This is a genomic window from Amycolatopsis sp. NPDC114504 (genome assembly GCF_055633595.1).
The window spans coordinates 807,050-827,940 of record NZ_JBVKDU010000007.1 but is presented as its reverse complement, the minus strand read 5'-3'; the positions used below and the strand labels follow the sequence as shown (position 1 = coordinate 827,940).

Annotated in this window: 14 protein-coding genes; 3 read left to right on the top strand and 11 right to left on the bottom strand. The window is 73.7% G+C overall.

Features of this window, described 5'->3' with window-relative positions; translation table 11 throughout:
• Positions 1 to 2: 2 nt before the first annotated feature.
• The 4 genes from ACZ7PG_RS50355 to ACZ7PG_RS50340 form a co-directional block, all read right to left on the bottom strand.
• Positions 3 to 737, bottom strand: coding sequence for an SWIM zinc finger family protein (locus ACZ7PG_RS50355; protein ID WP_470246353.1), 735 nt, complete (start codon positions 735 to 737; stop codon positions 3 to 5).
• A complete protein-coding gene (locus tag ACZ7PG_RS50350) occupies positions 730 to 3,750 on the bottom strand; it encodes a DEAD/DEAH box helicase (protein ID WP_470246352.1) in 3,021 nt (1,006 codons plus the stop codon). The genes ACZ7PG_RS50355 and ACZ7PG_RS50350 overlap by 8 nt, the downstream gene beginning before the upstream one ends.
• Positions 3,751 to 3,810: 60 nt before the next feature.
• Complete coding sequence (locus ACZ7PG_RS50345; RefSeq protein WP_470246351.1) at positions 3,811 to 7,716, bottom strand: family 78 glycoside hydrolase catalytic domain; 3,906 nt, start codon at positions 7,714 to 7,716, stop codon at positions 3,811 to 3,813.
• Between the two features lie 146 nt (positions 7,717 to 7,862).
• A complete protein-coding gene (locus ACZ7PG_RS50340; RefSeq protein WP_470246350.1) occupies positions 7,863 to 8,213 on the bottom strand; it encodes a TraR/DksA family transcriptional regulator in 351 nt (116 codons plus the stop codon).
• A gap of 122 nt (positions 8,214 to 8,335) precedes the next feature.
• Between ACZ7PG_RS50340 and ACZ7PG_RS50335 the strand changes: the two genes are divergently transcribed.
• Genes ACZ7PG_RS50335 through ACZ7PG_RS50325 form a run of 3 tightly spaced genes read left to right on the top strand, consistent with a single transcriptional unit; the run spans position 8,336 to position 10,625 of the window.
• On the top strand, positions 8,336 to 9,046 hold the full coding sequence (locus tag ACZ7PG_RS50335; RefSeq protein WP_470246349.1) for a dihydrofolate reductase family protein: 711 nt from the start codon (positions 8,336 to 8,338) through the stop codon (positions 9,044 to 9,046).
• Between the two features lie 23 nt (positions 9,047 to 9,069).
• Entirely contained in the window at positions 9,070 to 9,423 is a 354-nt protein-coding gene (locus ACZ7PG_RS50330) for a YciI family protein (protein WP_470246501.1), read from the top strand.
• Positions 9,420 to 10,625: an RNA polymerase sigma factor gene (locus ACZ7PG_RS50325; RefSeq protein WP_470246348.1), complete on the top strand. Its 1,206-nt coding sequence runs from the start codon at positions 9,420 to 9,422 to the stop codon at positions 10,623 to 10,625. Before ACZ7PG_RS50330 ends, ACZ7PG_RS50325 begins: the two co-directional genes overlap by 4 nt.
• Positions 10,626 to 10,644: 19 nt before the next feature.
• Here ACZ7PG_RS50325 and ACZ7PG_RS50320 read toward each other — a convergent pair whose 3' ends face one another.
• The 7 genes from ACZ7PG_RS50320 to ACZ7PG_RS50290 form a co-directional block, all read right to left on the bottom strand.
• Positions 10,645 to 13,011 carry a penicillin acylase family protein gene (locus ACZ7PG_RS50320; protein WP_470246347.1) on the bottom strand — a complete coding sequence of 789 codons (2,367 nt, stop codon included), beginning with the start codon at positions 13,009 to 13,011 and terminating at the stop codon, positions 10,645 to 10,647.
• A gap of 92 nt (positions 13,012 to 13,103) precedes the next feature.
• Positions 13,104 to 13,937, bottom strand: a complete 834-nt coding sequence (locus tag ACZ7PG_RS50315; protein WP_470246346.1) for a DUF3592 domain-containing protein — start codon at positions 13,935 to 13,937, stop codon at positions 13,104 to 13,106.
• A gap of 9 nt (positions 13,938 to 13,946) precedes the next feature.
• Positions 13,947 to 14,474 (bottom strand): hypothetical protein, encoded by a 528-nt coding sequence (locus ACZ7PG_RS50310; protein ID WP_470246345.1) that lies wholly within the window; start codon positions 14,472 to 14,474, stop codon positions 13,947 to 13,949.
• Positions 14,475 to 14,526: 52 nt separating this feature from the next.
• A complete protein-coding gene (locus tag ACZ7PG_RS50305) occupies positions 14,527 to 17,487 on the bottom strand; it encodes a hypothetical protein (RefSeq protein ID WP_470246344.1) in 2,961 nt (986 codons plus the stop codon).
• A gap of 1 nt (position 17,488) precedes the next feature.
• Positions 17,489 to 18,490 (bottom strand): hypothetical protein, encoded by a 1,002-nt coding sequence (locus ACZ7PG_RS50300; protein ID WP_470246343.1) that lies wholly within the window; start codon positions 18,488 to 18,490, stop codon positions 17,489 to 17,491.
• Positions 18,487 to 19,797, bottom strand: a complete 1,311-nt coding sequence (locus ACZ7PG_RS50295; protein ID WP_470246342.1) for a hypothetical protein — start codon at positions 19,795 to 19,797, stop codon at positions 18,487 to 18,489. Before ACZ7PG_RS50295 ends, ACZ7PG_RS50300 begins: the two co-directional genes overlap by 4 nt.
• A 47-nt stretch (positions 19,798 to 19,844) precedes the next feature.
• Positions 19,845 to 20,867 carry a ferritin-like domain-containing protein gene (locus ACZ7PG_RS50290; RefSeq protein ID WP_470246341.1) on the bottom strand — a complete coding sequence of 341 codons (1,023 nt, stop codon included), beginning with the start codon at positions 20,865 to 20,867 and terminating at the stop codon, positions 19,845 to 19,847.
• Positions 20,868 to 20,891: the final 24 nt, after the last annotated feature.

Here is a 20,891-nt window from a genome sequence, read left to right as displayed (position 1 = left end):
GGTCACGGGCCCCGGCGTTCGGCGCCGAGCACCCGGTACACCGGCCGGAGCAGCTCGGCGACGGCTTCGCCGCCCACCGTGATCGCGAACGGCGGGGCCTGGTCCAGGAGCGCGTCGGACGACGTCCGCGGCCCGTGCAGCGGCGCCGCGCCGCCCAGGCCCGGGGCCTCACCGCAGTCGAAGAAGGTGTCCATGACCTCGGTCAGGGCCGGCGACCGGTCGTCGGGATCGAGCGGCTCGGCGGAGATGAGCCGGTTCTTCAGCTCCTCGAGCAGCGTCTCGCGGTCCCGGCCGCGCAGCGCGAGGAGGGTGAACGGGTCGTCGCCGACCCGGGCCACGAGCGCGGTGAACACCGCGTTCAGGTGGCCGCACGGCACCTCGGCGTCCGGGCAGGTGCAGTCCAGGGACACCTCCCGCGCCGACGACGGGAACAACGGCAGCCGGACCGCCTTGAAGATCTGCTCGACGTCCCGGGGCAGCTCGCCGCTGAGCAGCAGGACCGTCGCCGACGCTTTCGCGGCGAGGGCATGGGTGATCGCCGCCCAGTCCGCTTTCCCGAACGCCGTCAGCCCGATCCGCACCTGGTAGGAGCGCTCGTCCCGCACCTCGGCGTCGACGCGCCCGGCACCGACGGCCAAGGACACGACGCTCCCCCGGCCCCGCGAGGGCAGGAGGACGCCGACCGCCGTCAACGCCCGGATGAACCGGGTCGCCCACCACGGGAGCGGCTCAGTCATCGATCGCCTCCTCCCCCAGGGTCAGCACCCCGCGCAGCGCGTCCGCGGACAGTTCGGTGAGCCCGCTTTCGCCCTCGCCGACGACCATCCCCGCGAGCGCGCGCTTCCTGGTGATCAGGGTGTCGATGCGGTCCTCGATGGTGCCCGGGCAAAGGAACTTGCGGACCTGGACGGTCCGGCCCTGCCCGATCCGGAACGCCCGGTCGGTGGCCTGGTTCTCGACGGCCGGGTTCCACCAGCGGTCCAGGTGCAGGACCTGGCTGGCGGCGGTCAGCGTGAGCCCGGAGCCGCCCGCTTTGAGCGAGAGCACCAGAATCCGCGGCCCGTCGCCGGCCTGGAAGCGGTCCACGATCGCGTCGCGCGCCCCTTTTGCCAAGCCACCGTGCAGAAACGCGACTTCGGCGTCGAGCCGGTCCGTCAGGTGGGGCACGAGCAGGTGGCCGAATTCGGTGTACTGCGTGAAGCACAGCACCCGGTCCCCCGCCGCCAGGATTTCCGCCAGGATCTCTTCGAGACGGGTGACCTTGCCGGAGCGACGCCCGATCGGGGACCCGTCGTGCAGCAGGTGCGCGGGGTGGTTGCAGACCTGCTTGAGCTTCGTGATCGCGGCGAGGACGTTGCCGCGGCGCTTGATGCCCTGGCTGTTCTCGATCTTCTTCATCATCTCGTCGACGATCGCGCTGTACAACGTGCCCTGTTCGCGGGTGAGCCGGTACTCCTGCCGGATTTCGATCTTGTCCGGCAGCTCCGGGACGATCGCGGGGTCCGTCTTCACCCGGCGCAGCAGGTACGGCTGCGTGAGCCGGCGCAGCGTGGCGGCCGTGGCGGTGTCGCCGCCGCGCTCGATCGGGGCCGCGAACCGTTGCCGGAACTCGAACCTGCTGCCGAGCAGTCCGGGGTTGAGCAGGTCCAGCACCGACCACAGGTCCGCCAGCCGGTTCTCCACCGGGGTGCCGGTCAGCGCGAGCCGGTGCCCCGCCGGGAACCGCCGCACCGCCTTGGCCGTCGCGGTGTCGGCGTTCTTGATGGCGTGCGCTTCGTCGAGCACCAGCCGTCGCCAGGTGAACGTCTCGAGTTCGGCCGCGTCCCGGGCGGCGGTCGCGTAGGTCGTGACGACGAGGTCAGCCGCGGCGACCTGCTCGGCGAGCAGGTCGCCGTGCGCGCGGGCGCCGCCGTGGTGGGCGAGGACACGCAGCTCCGGGGCGAAGTTCGCCGCCTCTCGCTGCCACATGCCGACCAGCGACATCGGGCACAGCACCAACGTCGGCCGGCGATCGCCCTCGGAACGCTCGAGCGCCTCGAGAGCCAGCGTCTGGACGGTCTTGCCGAGGCCCATGTCATCGGCCAGGCACGCCCCGAGGCCCAGCGACGCCATGAACGCCAGCCACGCGACACCCCGCTGCTGGTAGGGGCGCAGCGTGGCGCGGAACGTCGGCGGCAGCTCGACCGGCCGCAGCGTCTGCGGGACCCGCTCGGCCAGGACGTCCCCGACCCAGCCGTCGGCGCTGAGGCCGGTGACCGGGAGCGGCGTCTCCGGCCCGACGTGGACGAGCTCCAGCAGCTCGGCCGCGGTGGGGCCCCCGGTGTGCCGGTGCGGGTCGCGGCGCAGGAACTCGAGGCCGGCGCGGAGGCGGTCGGCGTCGACGCTGATCCACCTCCCCCGCAGCCGCACCAGCGGCGTCTTCGCCGCGACGAGCCGCGCCAGCTCCTCCTCGCCGATTTCGGCGTCGCCCACCGCGATCGACCAGCGGAACGCGGCCAGCTCGTCGCGGCCCACCCGGCTGCGCGTGACGACCTGCTCGGACGGCGTGCTGCGGACGGAGAGCCGGAGCCCGAGCCGGCGCCTGCCGTCCCAGGTGGCCGGCAGCTGCACCTCGAACCCGGCCTCGACCAGCCGGGTCGCGCCCGAGGTGAGGAACCGTTCGGCTTCCTCGACGGTCAGGTCGTACTCGGCCGGCCGGGTCCGGCGCACGGCCGGCGCCAGCATCGGCTCGACCAGCGCGGCCCGGCCCAGCTCGGCGACCAGCAGCCCCTTCGGGTCCCGGACCAGCCCGTTCGCCTCGCCCGACCAGATCTGCCCGGCCGACAGCAGCAGGCTCGGGTCGGCCGTCGACCGCAGGAGGAACTGCAGCTGCCACTTGGTGCCGTCGCCGGTATGGTCGTCGGGGTCGTCCTCGGCCGGCCGACGCAGGGTGCCGACTTCGGCCAGCCGGAAGCAGGCCCGGCCGTCGACGACGTCGGTGTCGGCGACCTCGTCCCACTTCGCGACGGCCTCGGCCAGGACACCGAGCTCGCCCAGCGGCAGCTCGACGCGGGGAAGGCCGCCCTGCAGAGCGGCCAGCCACACCCCGGCCGCACCCTGGCCCCCGCGCAGGTCGACGGGCGGATCCGCGCGCGCCAGCCGGTCCCGGACCGCCGTGTCGACCAGGGTGTGCAGGGCATCGGTGACGAGCGCGCGCGGCGAGGCCCCGGTGAGCGGCGCGACCTGCTCGGCCCGCCCGACCGGCGGCATGGCCGCGGCCAGCGCGTCGAACGCGACGAAGTCGACGCCCTGCAGCACCGGGCGCCACCGGGCCTCCGCCGCGTCGCCCTGGCGGACCAGCGTCGGCAGGACCCGCCCGCGCCGCACCAGATCCGCGGCCAGGCGGGCGACCGCCCGCAGGTAGGTGACCGAAGCGCCGTACGACGCCGAGTCGTCGAGGTCGTCCAGTTCGGTGGCGTCCACGATCAACGCCGGCACCGACCACGGCCGCACCGACGGCGCCGGACCCCGCCGCTTACCGCCCGTCGCCTCCGAGGAGGCGAGCGGCCGGTTCGCCCGCGACGGCAGCAGCAAGGTCGCCGAGGTGGGCTTGCCGGGGTGCAGAGCGGTCAGCTTCGCGCTGGAGACCGCGAAGGGATGCGGGAGCGCGATGTGCGCCGACCGGCTCGACGTGCCGGCCGGACCCCGGTCGTGCTCCGCCCACAGCAGCAGACCCCGGCCCGGGGACCACAGCGCGTGCACCGAGGGCAAGGTCGAGGGCTCCTTCGTCCGATCCGGGTTCCCCCAGATCGTCGCACGGCGGACGCCGCGTCACGGCGTCACCTCCGCGATCCTCGTGAAGGTGTTCTGCGCGGCCGCGACGACGATCCGCACCTGAGCCGTGGTCACCGGTGCCGGGAACGGGATCCACCGGGAGACGGCGGTGTTGCCGGTCACGTGGACCTGGTCGGCCCACTGGCCGCCGTCCCAGGTCTGGACGGTGAAGTCGGTCGGGACGCCGTCCGGGTTGGACGCGAAGCCGACGCCGGTCAGCGCGGTCGCGGCGGGCGCCGTGACGGTCAGTGTGTCGGGGTACCGGTTGTCGGTGTCGTCGTTCCAGAACGTCGCGAGGTCGTGGTCGATCGCGTTCGACGCCCCGTACGTCCGGGTCGCGCCGTTGACGACGTTCGGCGCGTGCTCGCTCGACGCCGCAGCCGTCGTGCCGCTCGCCCAGCTGCCGAACACCGGCACATTCACGATCGTCTTCACCGCGTCTCCGCGAGGGGGCTTCACGGTGATGGTCATCGGGTACAGGCCGCTCTTGGCTCCGGCGGGCACGGTGATCCGCACGCTCCCCGGCGTCTCGGAAGTGGCCGGGGTCAACGGGATCGCGGTCGTCGTCGCGGTCCAGCCCGCGGGCACCTGCGCGCCGAGCGTCGCCTGACCGGCCACAGTGGACCGTCCTTCGACAACCACCGGGACGTCGCCGCTGCCGCCCGCGGTGATGGCGGCCGGGGTGCCCGTGGTGAGCGCGAGCCGGGTGAACGGCGTGCGCGGCGGCGTCACGGTGAACGTGTAGTCGCCCGAACCGGCGGTCAGGGTGAGCGTCTCGTCGTCGGCGTGGCCGACCGTCAGGCCGGGGTCGGACTGGGCGGCGTGGCCGTCGGCGAAGATCGTCCGCCCGCTCTCCCGCACCGACGACTGCTTGCCGCCGAGCAGCGGCAGCCGGATCGTCGCTTTCGCACCGACCGGAACCACCGCGTGGTAGGTGAGGGTGCTGCCGTCGCGCTGCCAGGAGCCGGCGACGGTCCCCCGCACGGTCTGCTGCGACGCCGTCACATGCGTGAGGTTCCCGGCGACGGCGGGTGCGAGGGTGAACTCGCGCCAGCCGGGCGAGCCGGGCTGGATGCCCGCCAGCTGCTGCTGGAACCACTGGCCGATCGCGCCGCCGAGGCCGATGTGGTCCTTCGACGACGTGCCGTCCGGCGCCGAGGAGTTGTCCCACTTCTCCCAGATGGTCCCGGGTCCCTGGTTCACCATGTAGCCGAAGCTCGGGTAGTCGGTGCGCTGGGCGATCGCGAGCGCGACGTCGTTGCGTTGGTACTTCCCCAGCGCCTGGAACACGAGCGTCGTGCCGACGAACCCGGTCGTGACGTGGTTCTGGTGGGCGGCGATGTCGCCGACCAGGCGGTCCACAGTGGACTGCTCGCGGCCGGCCGGGACGAGCCCGAAGACCAGCGGCAGGGCGTAGGACAGCTGCGTCCCGGTGCCGAAGACGCCGGTGTCGGCGGAGTAGAACCGCTTGAGGAAGCCGGCCGCGATCTGCCCGCTCAGGGCGGTGTACTTCGTGGCGTCGGTCTGCTTGCCCAGTGCTCCGGCCATCTTCGCGAGCAGCGTCGCGTCGAAGTACGAGAACCCGGTCTGGAAGTAGCCGTGCGGGGTGCTGACCGTCGAGAGCCAGTCGTCACCCCACGACGTCGGCGGGTTGACGACGACGTGGTCGGCGTCGCTGATCGTGCCGAGGTAGTCGACCCACGCCTTGACGTGGTCGTAGTGCGTCGCGAGCAGCCGCGTGTTTCCGTACTGGGTGTAGGAGTCCCAGATGATCTGCGGGTACGCGGTGCCCCACGCGGGGTCGGTGGACCAGTCGGTGCGGCCGTTGACCGGCGCGACCGACGGCAGGCTGCCGTCGGCGTTCCGGCTGGTCACCATGTCACCCAGCCACTTCGTGTAGAACGCCTGCATGTCGAAGTTGGCCATCGCCTCCTGGTCGGAGTCGGCGGCGTCGCCGAGCCAGCCGTGGCGTTCCCGCGTCGGGCAGTCCATCTGGATCGACTCGAGGTTGTTCAGCTGCGTCTGCGTGACGGCGGCCTGGATCCGGTCGAGCCCCGGGTCCGAGGTGCCGAACCGGCCCGTCGAGGCGACATCGGTGTGGATCTCCTGCGCGGTCACGGTGACGGCGGCGTCGTCGGGAACGCCGGTCAGCTCGGCGTAGCGGAAACCGGCGTAGTTGAAGTGCGGCAGGTACGTCTCCGTGCCGACGCCGCTGAACGTGTAGTGATCGGTCTGCCGGGGTGGTTCGGAGCCGTTGAAGCTGATGTTCGCGGTCGAGACGCGCCCGCCGGCGTCGAGGATCTCACCCTTCTTCAGCGTCGCCGTCGTCCCGGCGGGCTGGGCCGCCCGCAGCGTCGCCTGGCCGGTGCGGTTCTGGCCGAAGTCGTAGACGCGCACCCCCGGCGCGGGCCGGGTTTCCTTGACCGGCGCGAAGTTCGCGACGATCCGGGTCGGCGGCGTGACGTCGGCTTGCAGCCGCGTAACGCCGCTGTCGACCACCGCGGGGTCCGGGCCGTAGACGCCGATCTCCGCCAGCCGGAACGTGCAGCTCGAGCCGGCGCAGGCGAGCTTCGTCGCGGTCACCCGGACGTACCGGCCGGTGACGTTCGCGGGCACCGTGACGGCCGCGGTGCCCGGGTTGGCCTGGTCGGAATCCGTGCGATCGGCGACCGTGGTCGCGGTGGCGAACGCCGGGTCGTCGCTGACCTGGACGCGGTAGCGCACCGGGAAGCCGGCGCCGGGGAAGTCCCCCGCGGGGTCGTTGGTCGGCCGCGCCGGGAACAGCGCCACCGAGCCGATCGGCTGGGCCGCGCCGAGGTCGACCTGCGCCCACTTCGTGCTGTCGGCGCTCGGTTCGATGGCCGAGTGGTAGCCCTCGGACGCGTCGATCGAGCCGTCGATGCCGTCGGTTGCGGCCGCCGGGGACCAGCCGCAGCAGGTGGTCGTGTCCGACGCCGTCACCGGCTTGCCCTGCGCCAGGCTCTGGCGGTGGGACGCCGGAGCGACGGCGTGCGCGGCGGGCCAGGCGGCGGCGTCGAACCCGGCCGTGTCCCAGCCCGCGATCTCCTTGCGGGCGTCGTAGGTTTCGCCGTAGTAGAAGTCGTCGCCGGTCACCGGGCCGGCGTGCGCCTTCCAGTCGGTGCCGGTGCCGAAGCGCGCGGTCAAGCCGTCGGTGTAGGTGACGTCGACCTGGGCGACGAGCGCCGGCCGGCCGGTGTACTGGCCCTTCCCGGCCATGAACGCGAGCGCGTTGCGGCCGGGCTTGAGCAGCTTCGTGACGTCGAGGTCGCGGTAGAGCACGCGCGCGGCGTAGTCGGTGACGGCGGAGTCGAGCACCTGCTCGGGCCGGACGCGGGCGCCGTTGACGTGCGGCTCGGCGACCCCCTGCGCGCCGAAGTACAGCCGGGCGCGGGCGACGGGCTTGGTGACGTCGAAGGTGCCGCGGACGAGCGCGCCGTCGTCGACCTGCAGCCACCACGCGGACCAGTCGGCCGGCTGGAGCAGGCCGGTGTCGAAGCGGGCGGGCGCCGACCACGGCGACTGCCGGCCTTCGCCGTTCCAGGTTCGCACCGACCACTCGTAGGTGCGGTCGCTGCCGAGGGCGGGTCCGGTGTAGGCGACGTCGACCGAGTTGCCCGAAACCACGCGACCGGAGTCCCAGTGGGAGCGCGGGCCGTCGACGCGGATTTCGTACGCCGTCTGGGTTTCCGCGCGGCCGGTGTCGTTCACCGTCCACGCCAGCGTCGGCCGTGGACTCCCCACCAGGACGTTCGACGCCTGGCCGTCGGCACGCAGCGCGGTCGGCGGCAGCGGGCCGCCGTGCGCGGGCTCCGCGCTCGCGGCCGTGGCGGGCACGACCGCCGCGGCGAGCGCGAGCGCGACGACGACGGCCCGTCTCTTCATCGAGGTTCCCGACCGCCGCATGACCGTCTCCCGCCGCTACTAAAACGTTTCAATCAGCCGAGGGACTGTCTACCGACAACCTCGCGCGGAAACAAGAAACGGCGTCGATCCTGTCCGGCTGACGCCGGAGAAGACACTCGATCAGCTCAGCGCGCCTTGTTCGCGCAGGCGATGCAGATCCGCGTCGCCGGGAGGGCCTCGAGCCGCTCTTCCGCGATCGGGCCGCCGCAGCGTTCGCACGTTTCATAAGTGCCGGCGCGGACGCGTTCCTCGGCGCGGTCGAGGTCCGCGAGGTCGTCCTGGGCCTGCCGCAGGAGGGCCTGGACCTGCGCCCGCTCGAACGCGATCGTCACGCCTTCCGGGTCGTGCTCGTCGTCGTTGCTGGTGAACTCCGACGCCTCGACGATCCCGTCGCGCTGCCGGGCGAGGGCGGCGGCCAGCCGCGCGGTCTCGGCCCGCGCCCGCGCGATCAGGTCGAGCTGCTCCGCCTCCGTCATGCCCCCAGCGAACCACGAAAGCTCATTTTTCTCGCCGGCCCGTGTCGAGAACGGGCGATCGGCTCCGACCAGTGGACATCGGCGGCCGAGATGGGCCGCCCACCACGACAGGAGCACGAACGATGACCCAGGTGACCGCCCAGATGTCGGTGTCCCTCGACGGCTTCTACACCGGACCGCGCCACCCGCGGCACCCCCACGACATGAGCGGCTGGATGCGCGGCCCCGAAGCGCCCGGCTTCTTCCGGGTCACCCGCTGGGCCGTCGACGCCGCGGCGTGGCGCGAGCGGCAGGGCTTCGCCGGCGGCGAGCGGTCGGCCGACTCGGAGATCGTCGAGGAGACCTTCGCGGCGGCCGGCGCCTACGTGATGGGCCGGCGGATGTTCGACGCCGGCGAGGTCCCCTGGGGCGACGAGCCGCCGTTCCACGCCCCGGCGTTCGTCGTCACCCACCGTCACCGGGACGTGCTCGAACGCCAGGGTGGCACGTCCTTCACCTTCGTCACCGAAGGGCTCGAGCGGGCCGTCGAGCTGGCCCGGGACGCCGCCGGCGACAAGGACGTGGCGATCGCCGGCGGCGGGGAGCTCCTGCGCCAGGTGCTGGCCGCCGGGCTGCTCGACCAGCTCGACCTGCACATCGCCCCGGTGCTGCTGGGTGACGGCCAGCGCCTGCTCGGCCCCGGTCTCGGACTCGGCCCGGACGAGGGCATCGAGCTGGTCCCCGTCCGGGTCGTCGAGTCGCCCGGGGTCACCCACATCCGCTATACCGTCACCGGGCGGTCGAAGCTGGTGCTGGACGATCGCGGGGCCAGTGGCGAACTGGTCGGCCGGTGAGAGAGGAACGAGCCGTGAAATACATGCTGCTGATCTACGGCAACGAGGAAGCCTTCACCTCGATCGGCGCGGAGACCCTCGCCGAGCTCATCCGCGAGACCGATGCCCTCAACCAGGAGCTGTTCGAGTCCGGTGAGCTGGTCGGCGCCTACGGGATGGCCGACCAGATGAACTCCAAGATGGTCCGGGTCGCCGGCGGGACGCCGGTGGTGACCGACGGCCCGTACGCCGAGGCCAAGGAGTACCTGGGCAGCTTCACGATCCTCGACTGCGACAGCCTGGACCGGGCGCTGGAGATCGCGGCCCGCAACCCGTCGGCGCGCCACTGGGGTGTCGAGGTCCGGCCGCTCATGCACGAGGCCAACGTCGAGCCGTGACCGACTGGCAGGCCGTCCGGCGGCTCGTCCCGGAGGTGCTCGGCGCGCTGGTGCGCCGGTACGGCCAGTTCGACGCCTGCGAGGACGCCGTCCAGGAGGCACTGGCGGCGGCCGCGGCCCAGTGGCCGGCGGAGGGGTGGCCGGAGAATCCCCGGGCGTGGCTGGTGACGGTGGCGTCGCGGCGCCTCGCCGACCAGGTGCGCAGCGACGCGGCCCGTCGCCGGCGGGAGGAGGCCGATGCCCTCCGCACTCCGCCCGCCGGGGACGCCGGCTCCGCCGACGACGACACCCTCACGCTGCTGTTCCTGTGCTGCCACCCGGCGCTGACGCCGCCGTCGCAGGTCGCGCTGACCCTGCGGGCCGTCGGCGGCCTGTCGACCGCCGAGATCGCCCGGGCGTTCCTCGTGCCCGAGGCGACCATGGCGCAGCGCATCAGCCGGGCGAAGCAGCGCATCAAGGCGGCCGGCGCGGGCTTCGACCTGCCACCGCCGGCCGAGCAGGCACAGCGGCTCGGCGTCGTGCTCCAGGTCGTCTACCTCGTCTTCAACGAGGGCTACACGGCGACGTCGGGGACGCGGCTGGTGCGGGCCGAGCTGACGGCCGAGGCGATCCGGCTGGCCCGCGAGCTGCACCGGCTGGTCCCCGCCGACGGCGAGGTGGCCGGGCTCCTGAGTCTGCTGCTGCTGACCGACGCCCGCCGCCGCGCCCGCACGGCCGCCGACGGGTCGCTGGTGCCGCTGAGCGAGCAGGACCGGTCGCTTTGGGACGCCGAAGCCATCACCGAGGGCGTGGCCCTCGTGACCGCCACCCTGTCGAGCGGCCCGATCGGCCCGTACCAGCTCCAGGCCGCGATCGCCGCCGTCCACGACGAGGCGGCCACCGCTTCGGCCACCGACTGGCCGCAGATCCTGGCTCTTTACACGGTGCTCGAGCGCGTGGCCCCCAACCCGACGGTGACGCTCAACCGGGCGGTGGCGGTGGCCGAGGTCCACGGGCCCGCGGCGGGGCTGGCCCTGCTCGACGCCCTCTCGGCCGACGAGCGGATTTCCGCTTCGCACCACCTGGTGTCGGTGCGAGCCCACCTGCTGGAGCTGGCCGGCGACCTCGACGCGGCGCGCACGGGCTACCGCGAGGCGGCCCGCCGCACCACGAGCGAACCCGAGCGCCGCCACCTCCTGACCCGCGCCGCCCGGCTGGGATGACCGGCCGCCCGGCGCGTCGTCACGCCGGCATCAGCCGGATCCGCTGGTCGAGGTTGCGTTCGACCTCGCCGCGGCTGTACAGCAACGGGAACGACCCTCCCGAGGCCCACAGCGCGTTCAAGTCGCTGTAGTGCGGGCTGCGCGGGTCTCCCGACTGCCCCGGTGCGTTGATCGCCGCCGAGCCGTTCCAGTTGCCGACGTCCAGGGCCATCTTGAACGTCGCCCCGATGATCTGGGCGTACGTCAGCGGGTGGAAGAACGACGGGTGGATCGTGTGGTAGTCGCCGCCGATCGGGGTGGGGCCGACGTTCGGGCTGCCCAGCGGGTGCTTGAACTCGTTGTGGTGCAACGAACCCCAGTGCCACGTCGAGGGGTCCGGGCCGAGCTGGCCGGCGACGTCGCGGAAGGCCACCGGCAGCGAGGTCAGGATCAGCTGGTCGCGCACCGCCGCGCCGTCCGGGCCGAGCCAGTTCGCCGGGTCCTTGAAGGACGCGATGATCAGGCTGAAGTCGGGGTTGATGGTGCGGACCAGCGCGTCCGCCGCGGCCTGCGGCAGCACCGCGTGCGCCCAGACGTAGTGCAGGTACTTCATGATCCACGTCTCGTACAGCGCGGCCGCCGGCGAATCCGCCGAGGCGACGCCGTCCCAGCCGCGCAGCAGCTCCAGTGCCTTCGCCGTGTCCGGGTCCGTCGACGACAGCCCGCGCACGAACTCCACGAGTTGCGTGGCCACCAGCGACTTTTCGTCCTTCTGCAGCGCGAGCGAGTCGGCGACGGTAGCGCCCGGCTTGGACTCGATCAGCTCGTCGATGCGCTGCTTGCGGTAGGGCAGCTGCCATTCGTAGTTGGACACCACCGGGTGCCGCGGCGGGATGTTGAAGTCGTTGGCCGAGGCGAAGTACCCCGACGGCGGGTTGTACTGGCCTGGCAGCTCACTGTTGGCGTAGAAGCCGTTCCAGTCGTAGCGGCCGTCGCCGGGGACGGGCAGCAGGCCGTCGTAGTCCGCGCCGGTGCGACGCGGCGTCAGCCCCGCCGGGACGTAGCCGATGTTGCCGCGCACGTCGGCGTAGGCGAGGTTCGAGCCCGGCGTCCCCCACGTCCGCATGCCCGCGGTGAACTCGCCGAAGTTCTTGGCCCGCTGGTAGTTCAGGCTGCCCAGGTAGGCCGACGCGCCCGGCTGCGTCCACGCCGTGCGGACCGCGAACGCCTTGTGCGCCGCCTCGTCGACCTTGACGATCGGGCCGTGCCGGGTGAAGGACAGGTCCTTGGTGACCGGCGTGCCGCCGCGCACCGCGATGGGCTCGGTGACCGTGGTCATCTTCTCCCAGCCGGTGCCGTAGCGATAGCGGGTGGGGTCGTCCGGGTCGAGGTCGTAGACGTAGAGGTCGGTCTGGTCGATCGGCAGGTTGGTCAGGCCGAACGCGATGTTCTCGTTGTGTCCGATGGCGATCCCCGGGTTCCACGGCTCGCCCGCGCCGGCGAGGTTCAGCCCGGGGGCCGACAGCTGCGCGACGTACCGGCCGGACGGCAGGGCGTCCGCGCCGCGGTGCGGGTCGTTGGCCAGGATGGGACGCCCCGACGCGGTGCGCCCCGGCCCGATCGCCCAGGCGTTGCTGCCGGCGGTCGCGTCGGCGATGTCCTTGGTCTCGGTCCGGAAGCCGCTGCCGGTGAAGTTCACCGCGGCGGTCGCGAGGTCGTACACCTTGAGCACGTCGTCGGGCACCGAGCACGGGTCGAGTCCGGCCGGCACCGCGGCCTCGTGGTCCGGGTGAAGTGAGCGCAGGTAGCGGCTCGCGCCGGGGCCGGCCAGGCAGACCAGCTTCGCGCGGGCGACCTCCCACATCAGGTTCTCGCCGATGGCGTGCGTGCGGATCCGCACCACGTCCTGCGGGCGCCAGTGGGCGGGCTGGTAGCCGAGCTTCGCGAACTCCGGCGGGAGCGCGGACGGGTTGCGGCCCAGCCAGTCGACGTAGGAGTTGATGCCTTCGGCGAACCGGGTGGCGGCCAGCCTGCCCTCCGGACCGTAGGACGCCCACTCGGCGTCCATGTCACCGCGGTAGAGGAACAGCCGGGCGGCGCGATCCTGCTCCACATAGGACGGACCGAGCACCTCGCTGAGCATCCCGAGCCCGCGGCGGCGCCAGGTGTCGACCTGGAACAGCCGGTCACGGGCGATGTTGAAGCCCTGGGCGAAGAAGAGGTCACTGGTGTCGGCCGCGTAGATGTGCGGCACGCCCCACTTGTCGACGAGCAGGTCGACCGGCCGGTGCAGCCCGGCGACCGCGTACCGCGGGCCGGTCGCGGCCGCCACGCCCGGAATCGGCGCCAGGCAGAGCACGACCAAGGCGAGGATCAGGCCGCGGAAGACCGGCCGGCGTGGGGACATGGGAATCTCCTCGTTCGGGAGTCGAGTCCGGGTTAGTCCGATATGTCTACCGGCCGCCGGCCCGCTCCCACGAGCCCCTTAGGGGTTGGCGGCTAGCCGGACGCCGGCCCCGGAAACGCCGCCCCCTCCGGTTCCACCAGCACACTTTCCGGGTCCTGCGGGTCGTACCGCACCGTCACCGCCGCACCGCGGGACGGTGCCTGGAACAGCGAGGTCACCATCGTCGCCACCACCGTGCGGTCCCCCGTCTCCGTCGGGAAGCGGACGTGGACGACGAACCGCGGGTTGCCCATCACCCAGACGTTGGTGAACTCGACGTGCACCACCTGACCGGTGACCTGCCGCCCCCGCTGCCGCAGCCCTTCCACCCGGTCGTCCGCCTCCGCCTCCCGCAGGAACGCCCGCAGCAGCACCACGATCGTCACCAGCGCCACCAGCGCGGCCACCGCCGGGACGAGGTACGGCTCGTAGTAGACGACCCAGTCCACGTCCGACCACGGCTCGGCCTCGCCGTCGAGGAACGGCAGCCGCTGTCCCACCGACTCCGGCGGGGTCCACGACGGGATCGCGACGCCGCCGCCCAGCGCCACGCCCAGTGACGCCGTCAGCGAGCTCGCCCGGAAGCCGAGGCCGACGCCGTCAAGCGACAGCCCGGCGCTCCAGAGCATCGCGAACCCCAGTGACGAGGCCACCGTGACCGCCACGCTGAAGAACAGCACCAGTGATGCCGCCGAGCCCGCGTCGGCCCCCCACGCGTCGAGGCGGTTCAGCGACATCAGCCGGAAGCTGTCCAGGATCCCGAGCGACCCGGACCAGCCCGCGGCGGCCCAGGCCAGCGTCGTCGGGATCCCGAGCAGCCACAGCCGCCGCGCGGACCGGCGGCCCCGCCGGGGCGGGTCCACGAGCCCGGGAACGAATCCGAACACGGCGGCCGCCTAGTCGATCGGGCCGAACACGGCGACCTTCGCCGGGTCGGCGGGGTCGACGCGGGCCTCGTGCCGGGTGCCGGGCGCGTACTGCTGGATCGTCGCCTGCGGCGTGATCAGCGGGGTCACCGTCCGGTAGGTGGTGCCGTCGGCGCGGGTGACCTCCAGTGTCGCCGTGTACCGCGCCTGCCCGGCAACGGTCCGGCCGGTCGGCTCCAGTGCGCGGATGACCAGCGTGGCCGGCTCGCACGTGTCGTACAGCCGTCGCAGCTCGGAGCCGTAGGCCTGCAGCTCCTGCTGCTGGCGCAGCTGCTCCTCGGGCGGCAGCGCGATGAACGCCGCCAGGTCCGGGTCGGCGGCCATGCCACGCATCGCCTGCGCGGCCAGCTGCGGCGTCGGCAGCTGCGGGGTGATGTCGTACCCCTGCGCCGCCGCAGCCTGCCGGAACTGCTCCGCGTGCTGCCGGAAGTCCTGTGCGCCGCGGGCCATGCCCTGCTGGGTGGCCTCGTTGACCTTGTCGCGGATCTTCTTGAACATCGGTCCCGCCTTTCGCTGTGTGGTGTGCACACAGCTTCGGGCGGGCCGGCCGCTACCGAACCCAGGTTTGCCCGTCGTCGGAGGCGTCGAGGCAGGTCAGCGCGGCCCAGAAGACCGGTGAGCAGTCGGGCTCGGCCCGTTCGCGCCAGCGCGCGAGCCGGGTCCGCTGCCACGCGCAGAGCTCGGCGACCGGGTCGTCGCCGGCGAGCGCCGTGTCGACGGCGATCACCAGCTCGGCCATCGGGTCCGCGCCGGGCACCGCCGCCGACGTCGGCAGCGCCCACACCGTCGCGGCCACCAGCCGGGCCCCGGCCGCGACGGCCGCGAGCAGCACACCGAACGGCTCGGCCAGGCCGAAGTCACTCGCGCTGGCGCAGCCGATCAGGGCCACCCGCGCCGGCATCGCGGCCACTTCGGACAGGGCGAGGTCCGCGGCGGTGAAGGGCCGGTGCGCACCGATCGGCGCGGCGGTACCGGGCAGCTCGGCCGCACAGGACAGGTGCAGCGCCGTCTGCGCGCCGTGGTCGTCGCGGACCTGGCTGACGTGCCCCACGAACACCAGCCGCGAGCACGGTTCGGCCAGCAGCCGCGCGAGCAGCCGCCGGTCGGTGTCGGTGCGGCGGACCAGATCGAGGCCCCGGGTCGCGGCCGGCCGGACCGGGCCGCCGGCGAGCCGCGCGTCGAGGTGGCGGATCAGCGGCGACGCCGGATCCTGCTTGCCCAGCACCGAGCCCAGCTCACCGAACGCGCTCTGACCGGGGATCCGCGGGTCGAGCAGGTAGACCGGTGGCCCGGGCGGCGCCGGTGTCCGTCGCGGGATCCCGACGGGAGCGAGCAGCGAAACGTCGGCGACGTCGAGGACGCGCTCGTCGCCGTCGAAGCAGCTGCCTTCCTCACCGGGTTCGAGCGCCTGCTCCGGCCGCCGGTCGGGCAGGGCGAGCAGCCCCCACGGCACCGCGGCGAGGATCGGCGACGGCTGGACGCGCAGCAGCGGACGCCGTCCGTCGGCGGTGGCCTCCCGCAGTCGCGAGACGAGGTCGGCCGGCAGCAGGTTCAGGCCGAGGACGCGGGCCAGCCGTTGTTCGCCGGCGAACGCTGTCAGCGCTCGCCCGACGGCCTCGGGGACGCTCTCGCCCTCGTGCGGCGTCGGGGACGCGGCGTCCAGGTACTCCCGCGCCGTCGCGACCAGGGCGGCGTCGACCGGGTGCGTGTGGACGTCGTCGAGGTCGCCGGTGGTCCGCCAGGTGAGGTAGGTGTGCCCGGCGTCGGCGTAGCGCAGGAGGAACGTCTCCCGCTCGGTGTCCGGCCAGGTGCGCACGACCGGGGTTTCCTTGCGGGACAGGGAGTATCGCTCGGCGGCGACGTCGAGCCAGCGGTCGAGCTCCATCGGCGAGCCCGGGGACCACCGCAGGGCGGGCGGTGGGGCCAGGCGCAACGGCAGCGACGCCGTGACGGTGCCCAGCGCGGCGAGCGGAAGCCGGTCACCGGTGGGCGCCACCTCGAGCGAAGGCACCGTCCCGGTGAGGTCGAGCGACGGTCCCTCCGTGTAGGCCCCGACGGCGCAGGTGCGTTCGATCAGCTCCGCCGCCAGCCTGGGCTCCTTCAGCCGGGCCAGCACCGCCATCAGCAGTGCGGTCGCCGGTCCCGCGACGTCGCGCGCCCACGCCGTGCGGGCCCGCGGCGACGCGAACTCGAAGCGGTAGTCCGCCGCCGCCAGCGCCAGCGGGAGCAGCAGGTCGAGCAACGCGCGCGGATCGTCGCCGCGGGCGTAGCCGATCGTGGCCGCGACGAAGTCCGTGTGCAGGCACTCCAGCCACTCACCGGACGCGCGCGCCGACTCCCGCGCTCGCGTCGCGTGCTCCTCGGCCGTCTCCCAGTCACCCTCGGCCGCGGCGCACCGGGCCAGCGCCACGTCGAGCCGGCGCAGGCCGGGCGTGTCTTCGTGGGCCGTCCAGATCTTCCCCGCGTGCTCGAACTGGTCCCGTGCCTGCCGGGCGTCGCCCGCGAGCAGCAGCACCGTCCCCAGCGCGTGGCTCGCCTCCGCCACGTCGCCGGTCGCGCCGGCCGCCGCGAGCTCGTCGCGGGCGGCGACGATCGCCGCCACCGCGCCCGGGAAGTCACCGCCCGACGCCCGGTCGGCGGCCAGCTCGATGGCGTACTTGGCCGAGTGGCCGGTGGCGAGCCGGACCAGATCGGCGCGGGCGTCGGCGTCCTGACCGCCGGCCCGGCGCAGGCGGGCGCGTTCGGCCTGGGCCATCGCCTTCAGGGAAGGCTTCCGGTCGCACGCCGGCTCGCTCAGGATCTCCTCGAGCGCGCTCAGCGCCCCGGCCGGATCCCCGGCGGCGACTCGGACGCGCGCCTCGAGGATCCGCAGCTCCAGCTCGTCCGTGCCGTCCGGGTCGAGCAGTTCGGGCGGGTACTGCTCCGGTCCGGCCGCCTTCCGCAGGGCCGCCCGGTGCCGCTGTCCCGCGATCAGCTCACGGGCCCGTGCGACGTCCCCCTCCTCGGTGGACAGCGAGATCAGCACGCGATCGGCCACCTCGCGGGACCCTTCGATCATCCTGACCTCGGCGTACTGTCCGAAGTGGACGGCAGCGGCCGTGCTCACCCGGAAGGCCGCGAGGACGGCTTCGGCGCACTGCCGGGCGTTGCGCAGGTCGCCCGCGGAGTAGCAGACCGTCGCCAGGTCGCTGACGGCCGCCAGTTCCAGATCGCTGCGGTCCAGCTGGTGCGCGATCTGCCGCATCCGGCCGTACAACCGTTGTGCGCCAACGATGTCCCGGGCCGCGGCGAGCCGCTTGGCCTCCTGCTGGACCTCGACGGCCTCGCCGAGCAGTTGCCGGTACTCGGCCTCGGTGAGCGAGCACGCGGGCAGTTCGCCATAAGCCGCCGGGTCCAGGCCGAAGTGCACAGCGACGCAGCGGCAGTTGTAGCCGTGCGAACTCGCCCCGGCCAGCTCGTCCGGCAGGGGCCGGTCCGGCGGGGTGAGCGGCGGCGGCAGCCCGGCAAGCACGTCAGAACTCCCCGTCGGCGGCCGCACGCTCGGCGAGCGTCCGTGCCTCCGGCGGCAACGCCTCGCGTGCCCGCGCCAGCGACACCACCGCGGCCCGGTCCGCCGCCGTCGTCCCGATGAGGTCTTCGGCCGTCACGCCGATGACGAGTCCGAAGTGGACGGAACGCGCGTCGGCCAGGTCGACGGCACCGGCGAACCGCCCGACTCCCAGCTGCAGAGGGACTTCCGCGACCACCTCGCCGTCGCGGGTCGCGAACGCGGACAGCGTCGCGTCGGCGAACGCCCCGGCGACCTCGACCTCGAGCCGGATGGCCGTCGGCGCCGCGACGACCCGCCAGGTCACGGTGTCGTCCGCGGCATCGAGGACGCCCGGCGGCACCCGCGCCCAGTCGACGCTCGCCCGGCCCTCGGCGACGACGCCCTCCCCGGCCGGGCCGGAACCGGCGCCCGCGGCCAGGGCGTACGCGCGCTGACCCGGCATCGCGGCGGCCGCCAGCCGAGCCGCGGCTTCGGCGCGTTCGACGTCGTCCTGCTCGTCGAACCAAGCCGACAACCGCGTGCACAGGCCACGGACTTCGTCGGCGACGGGCGTCGTGGCGAGTCCTTCGACGGCCGCGTCGAACAGTTCCGCGGGCGTGGCTTCGAAGCCGTCGAGCATTCCTTCGGCCACGGCCGCGGTGGCGACGGCGGCTTCGAGGTCCAGCAGCGCCGGGTCCAGCGCGGGGACGCCGAGTGCCGGGCTCGCGGGCCACCACCGGCGGGCCCACAGCAGGAGCGCGAGAGTCGCCAGTTCGGGCCTAGTGGGAACGTCGACGTGTCCGGCCGTGAGCGCGTCGAGGGCGTGATCTTCCCCGACGAGCCGCGTCAGCCACGGCTCCGCGGCCGCCGCGTCGGTGAGTTCGACGCGCATCGAGCCGGGCACGCCGGCGAGCAGGTCGGCGAGGGCGAAGCGGACGAGGCCGCCGTCCGCCGCGACGACGGGCGTGTGCACGGGGTGCGTCACGAGACGGCCTCCAGGTCCGGCAGGCGGGCCACGAGCGCGCGGCGCACCTTCGTCCGCAGGTCCAGCGAGGTCGACCGGACGACGCCGGTGACGAGGTCCCGCACGTCCGCGGCGTCGGCCGGGAGGTCACCGCGCACGTCGAAGCCGTGCAGGCGGATCCACAGCCGGCCGAGGAACTGCTTGCCGAACTCCCGCAGCTCGCGCACCAGCTCGGCGTCGGGACGCGGGGTGAGCGGCGTGGTGCCGGCCAGCGCCCGGCGGGCGTGGAGCACGTACCCCTCGCGCGCGACCTGGGCGTTGAGCTGCCGCGCGAATCCGGGGGCCGGTCCGGGCGCGACGCCGTCGAGCGGCCGGAGGGCGGGCGCGAGGACGACGCCGAGCGCGAAACACGTGGCCAGGGCGGGCATCCCGAGCCCGAACCCGGCGACGACGCGGCGGGCCTCGTCGTCGACCAGGCCGGCGACGTCACCCCGTTCGCCTGCGGGCAGCCGCCGCAGGGTGGCGCGCACCCGCCGTTCGACGCTGCGTTCGAGCAGTTCCGGACCGGCTTCGTCCTGACGCCGCAGCGGCGGGACGGCGGTGCGATCCCCGCGCTGCAGACCGAGATCCGGCGGCGGCGAGCCGGACACGACCTCGGCGGCCCGGGCGAGCGCGCCGGCTCCCCCGGGCTGCCGCAGCGCGAGGCCGAGCGCGTGCCCGGCGGCGGAACCCGCCAGCCACGCGGCATCCGTGAGGCTGTCCGCGAACTCGCCGAGCAGCACGGCGGCGTCGTCCGGCGCGAGACCGGCGTCGGCGTGCCAGCGGCGGTGCAGCCCGGCCGTCAGGTCCGCGGCCGCCCGGGGATCGGCGAGGTACGCGGTGAGCTGCGTGACGCCGGCTTCATCGCCTTCGCCGTGCAGCTCGCGCAACGCCGCCGCCGCGGTCTCCGGTGCTTCCGGTCCGGGCATGCCGAGTCCCGTCGCGAGCTCGTACGCCAAGGGGAAGCACACGTCCTGGACGTTGCCCGCGGTGATGCGCAGGGCCCGGCGCTGCCGCTTGAGGTGCCCGAACCACGCGGCGGTCGCCCGCAGCCGCGGGGCGTCGGCGAGGATCAGCTCGGTGAGCTCGGCCGCCGCGGCGGGCTCGAGCAGCGGCCGGCCCAGCTTCGGCCGCGCGGCGGTGCGGACGACGAGGGGGTCGACGATCTTCTTGACCGTGCGGGTCAGCGGGCCGCCATCGCCGGCCGAGAGGACGTCGAGGCCGGGAATCCGCTGCCACGCGGCGGCGAGCACGGCCGAGCGCGGCCGGGGCTTGCCCGATCCCGTCACCGCCGTCCCCTCCCCACGACCGCACCTTACGTGATCGGGACCCCGGCTCAGACGCGCTGCTCCGGCGGCACGTACTCGAAGGTCGGCCCCGCGGTCGTCCGCCCGTCGCCGCTGGGCAGCTTCATCAACGCCACCGCCTGCGCCCGCAGCGCGTACATCGTGCCGACCGAAGCCCCCAGCTGCCCCGGGTCGCCGGTGAAAGCCTGCTCCAGCTGGTAAAGCAGCAAGCTGTAGGTCTGGTTGAAGGCCTCCTGCGCCACCCGGACCGCGCTGCCCTCCGGGTAGTCGGCCGTCCGCGGGTTCGGCCGCATCGGCAGCACCCCGTCGAGGTCGACCTCGATCTTCTCGCCCGTCGGCCCGGACGCCGGCGTGTCCCCGGTGCGGTACCGGCGGCCGAGGCTCAGCTCCTGGAAGCGGTAGTAGTGCGCCACCTCCTCGCGCTCGGGGTGGAAGACGTCGCGGTCGCCGTCCCAGACGTCGGTGCGGGCCGCGCCTTCGCCCTGCTCGACGACCTCCGCCAGTGCCGCCAGTGCGGTCTTCAGGTCGTGGACGGCGATGACCTCACCGCCGCCGCCCCGGAGGTGGAACGCGTCGACCTGCCGGGCCGGGTCGCCCGTGAAGACCGCGGCTTCACCCAGCTCGTCGCACAGGTCGCGGAAGCCGGCCTCGATGGCGGCGTAGAACTGGCCGATCGTCTCGTACTCGTCCGATTCGGGCGGCGCGTCCGCCGACGCGGGCTGTTCGATGCGCAGGAACAGGTCGAGCGCTTCGGGGCCGAACGGCGCCAGGTGGACGTGCACGGAACGGTCGCCGTGCGGCAGCGGATGCGGGTAGGGCGGCAGGAGCGCGGGGGTGTCGAGCTGGGGCGACCCGCCCACGGCGTTGAGCAGGTTCGCGGCCAGCGCGAGGTGCAGCATCTCCTCGGCCAGCACCGACCCGACCACCCGCACGGCTTCGGGGTTGCGGCCCGGGTCCAGCGAGTACAGCGCGCACAGGTACGGGGGAATGGTCGCGTGCTCCAGCTCGATCGCCCACTGCAGGTGGCGGCGGAGATCGTCCAGCGTGTCCATGGCTACCTCGGTTCGTCAGGTCGG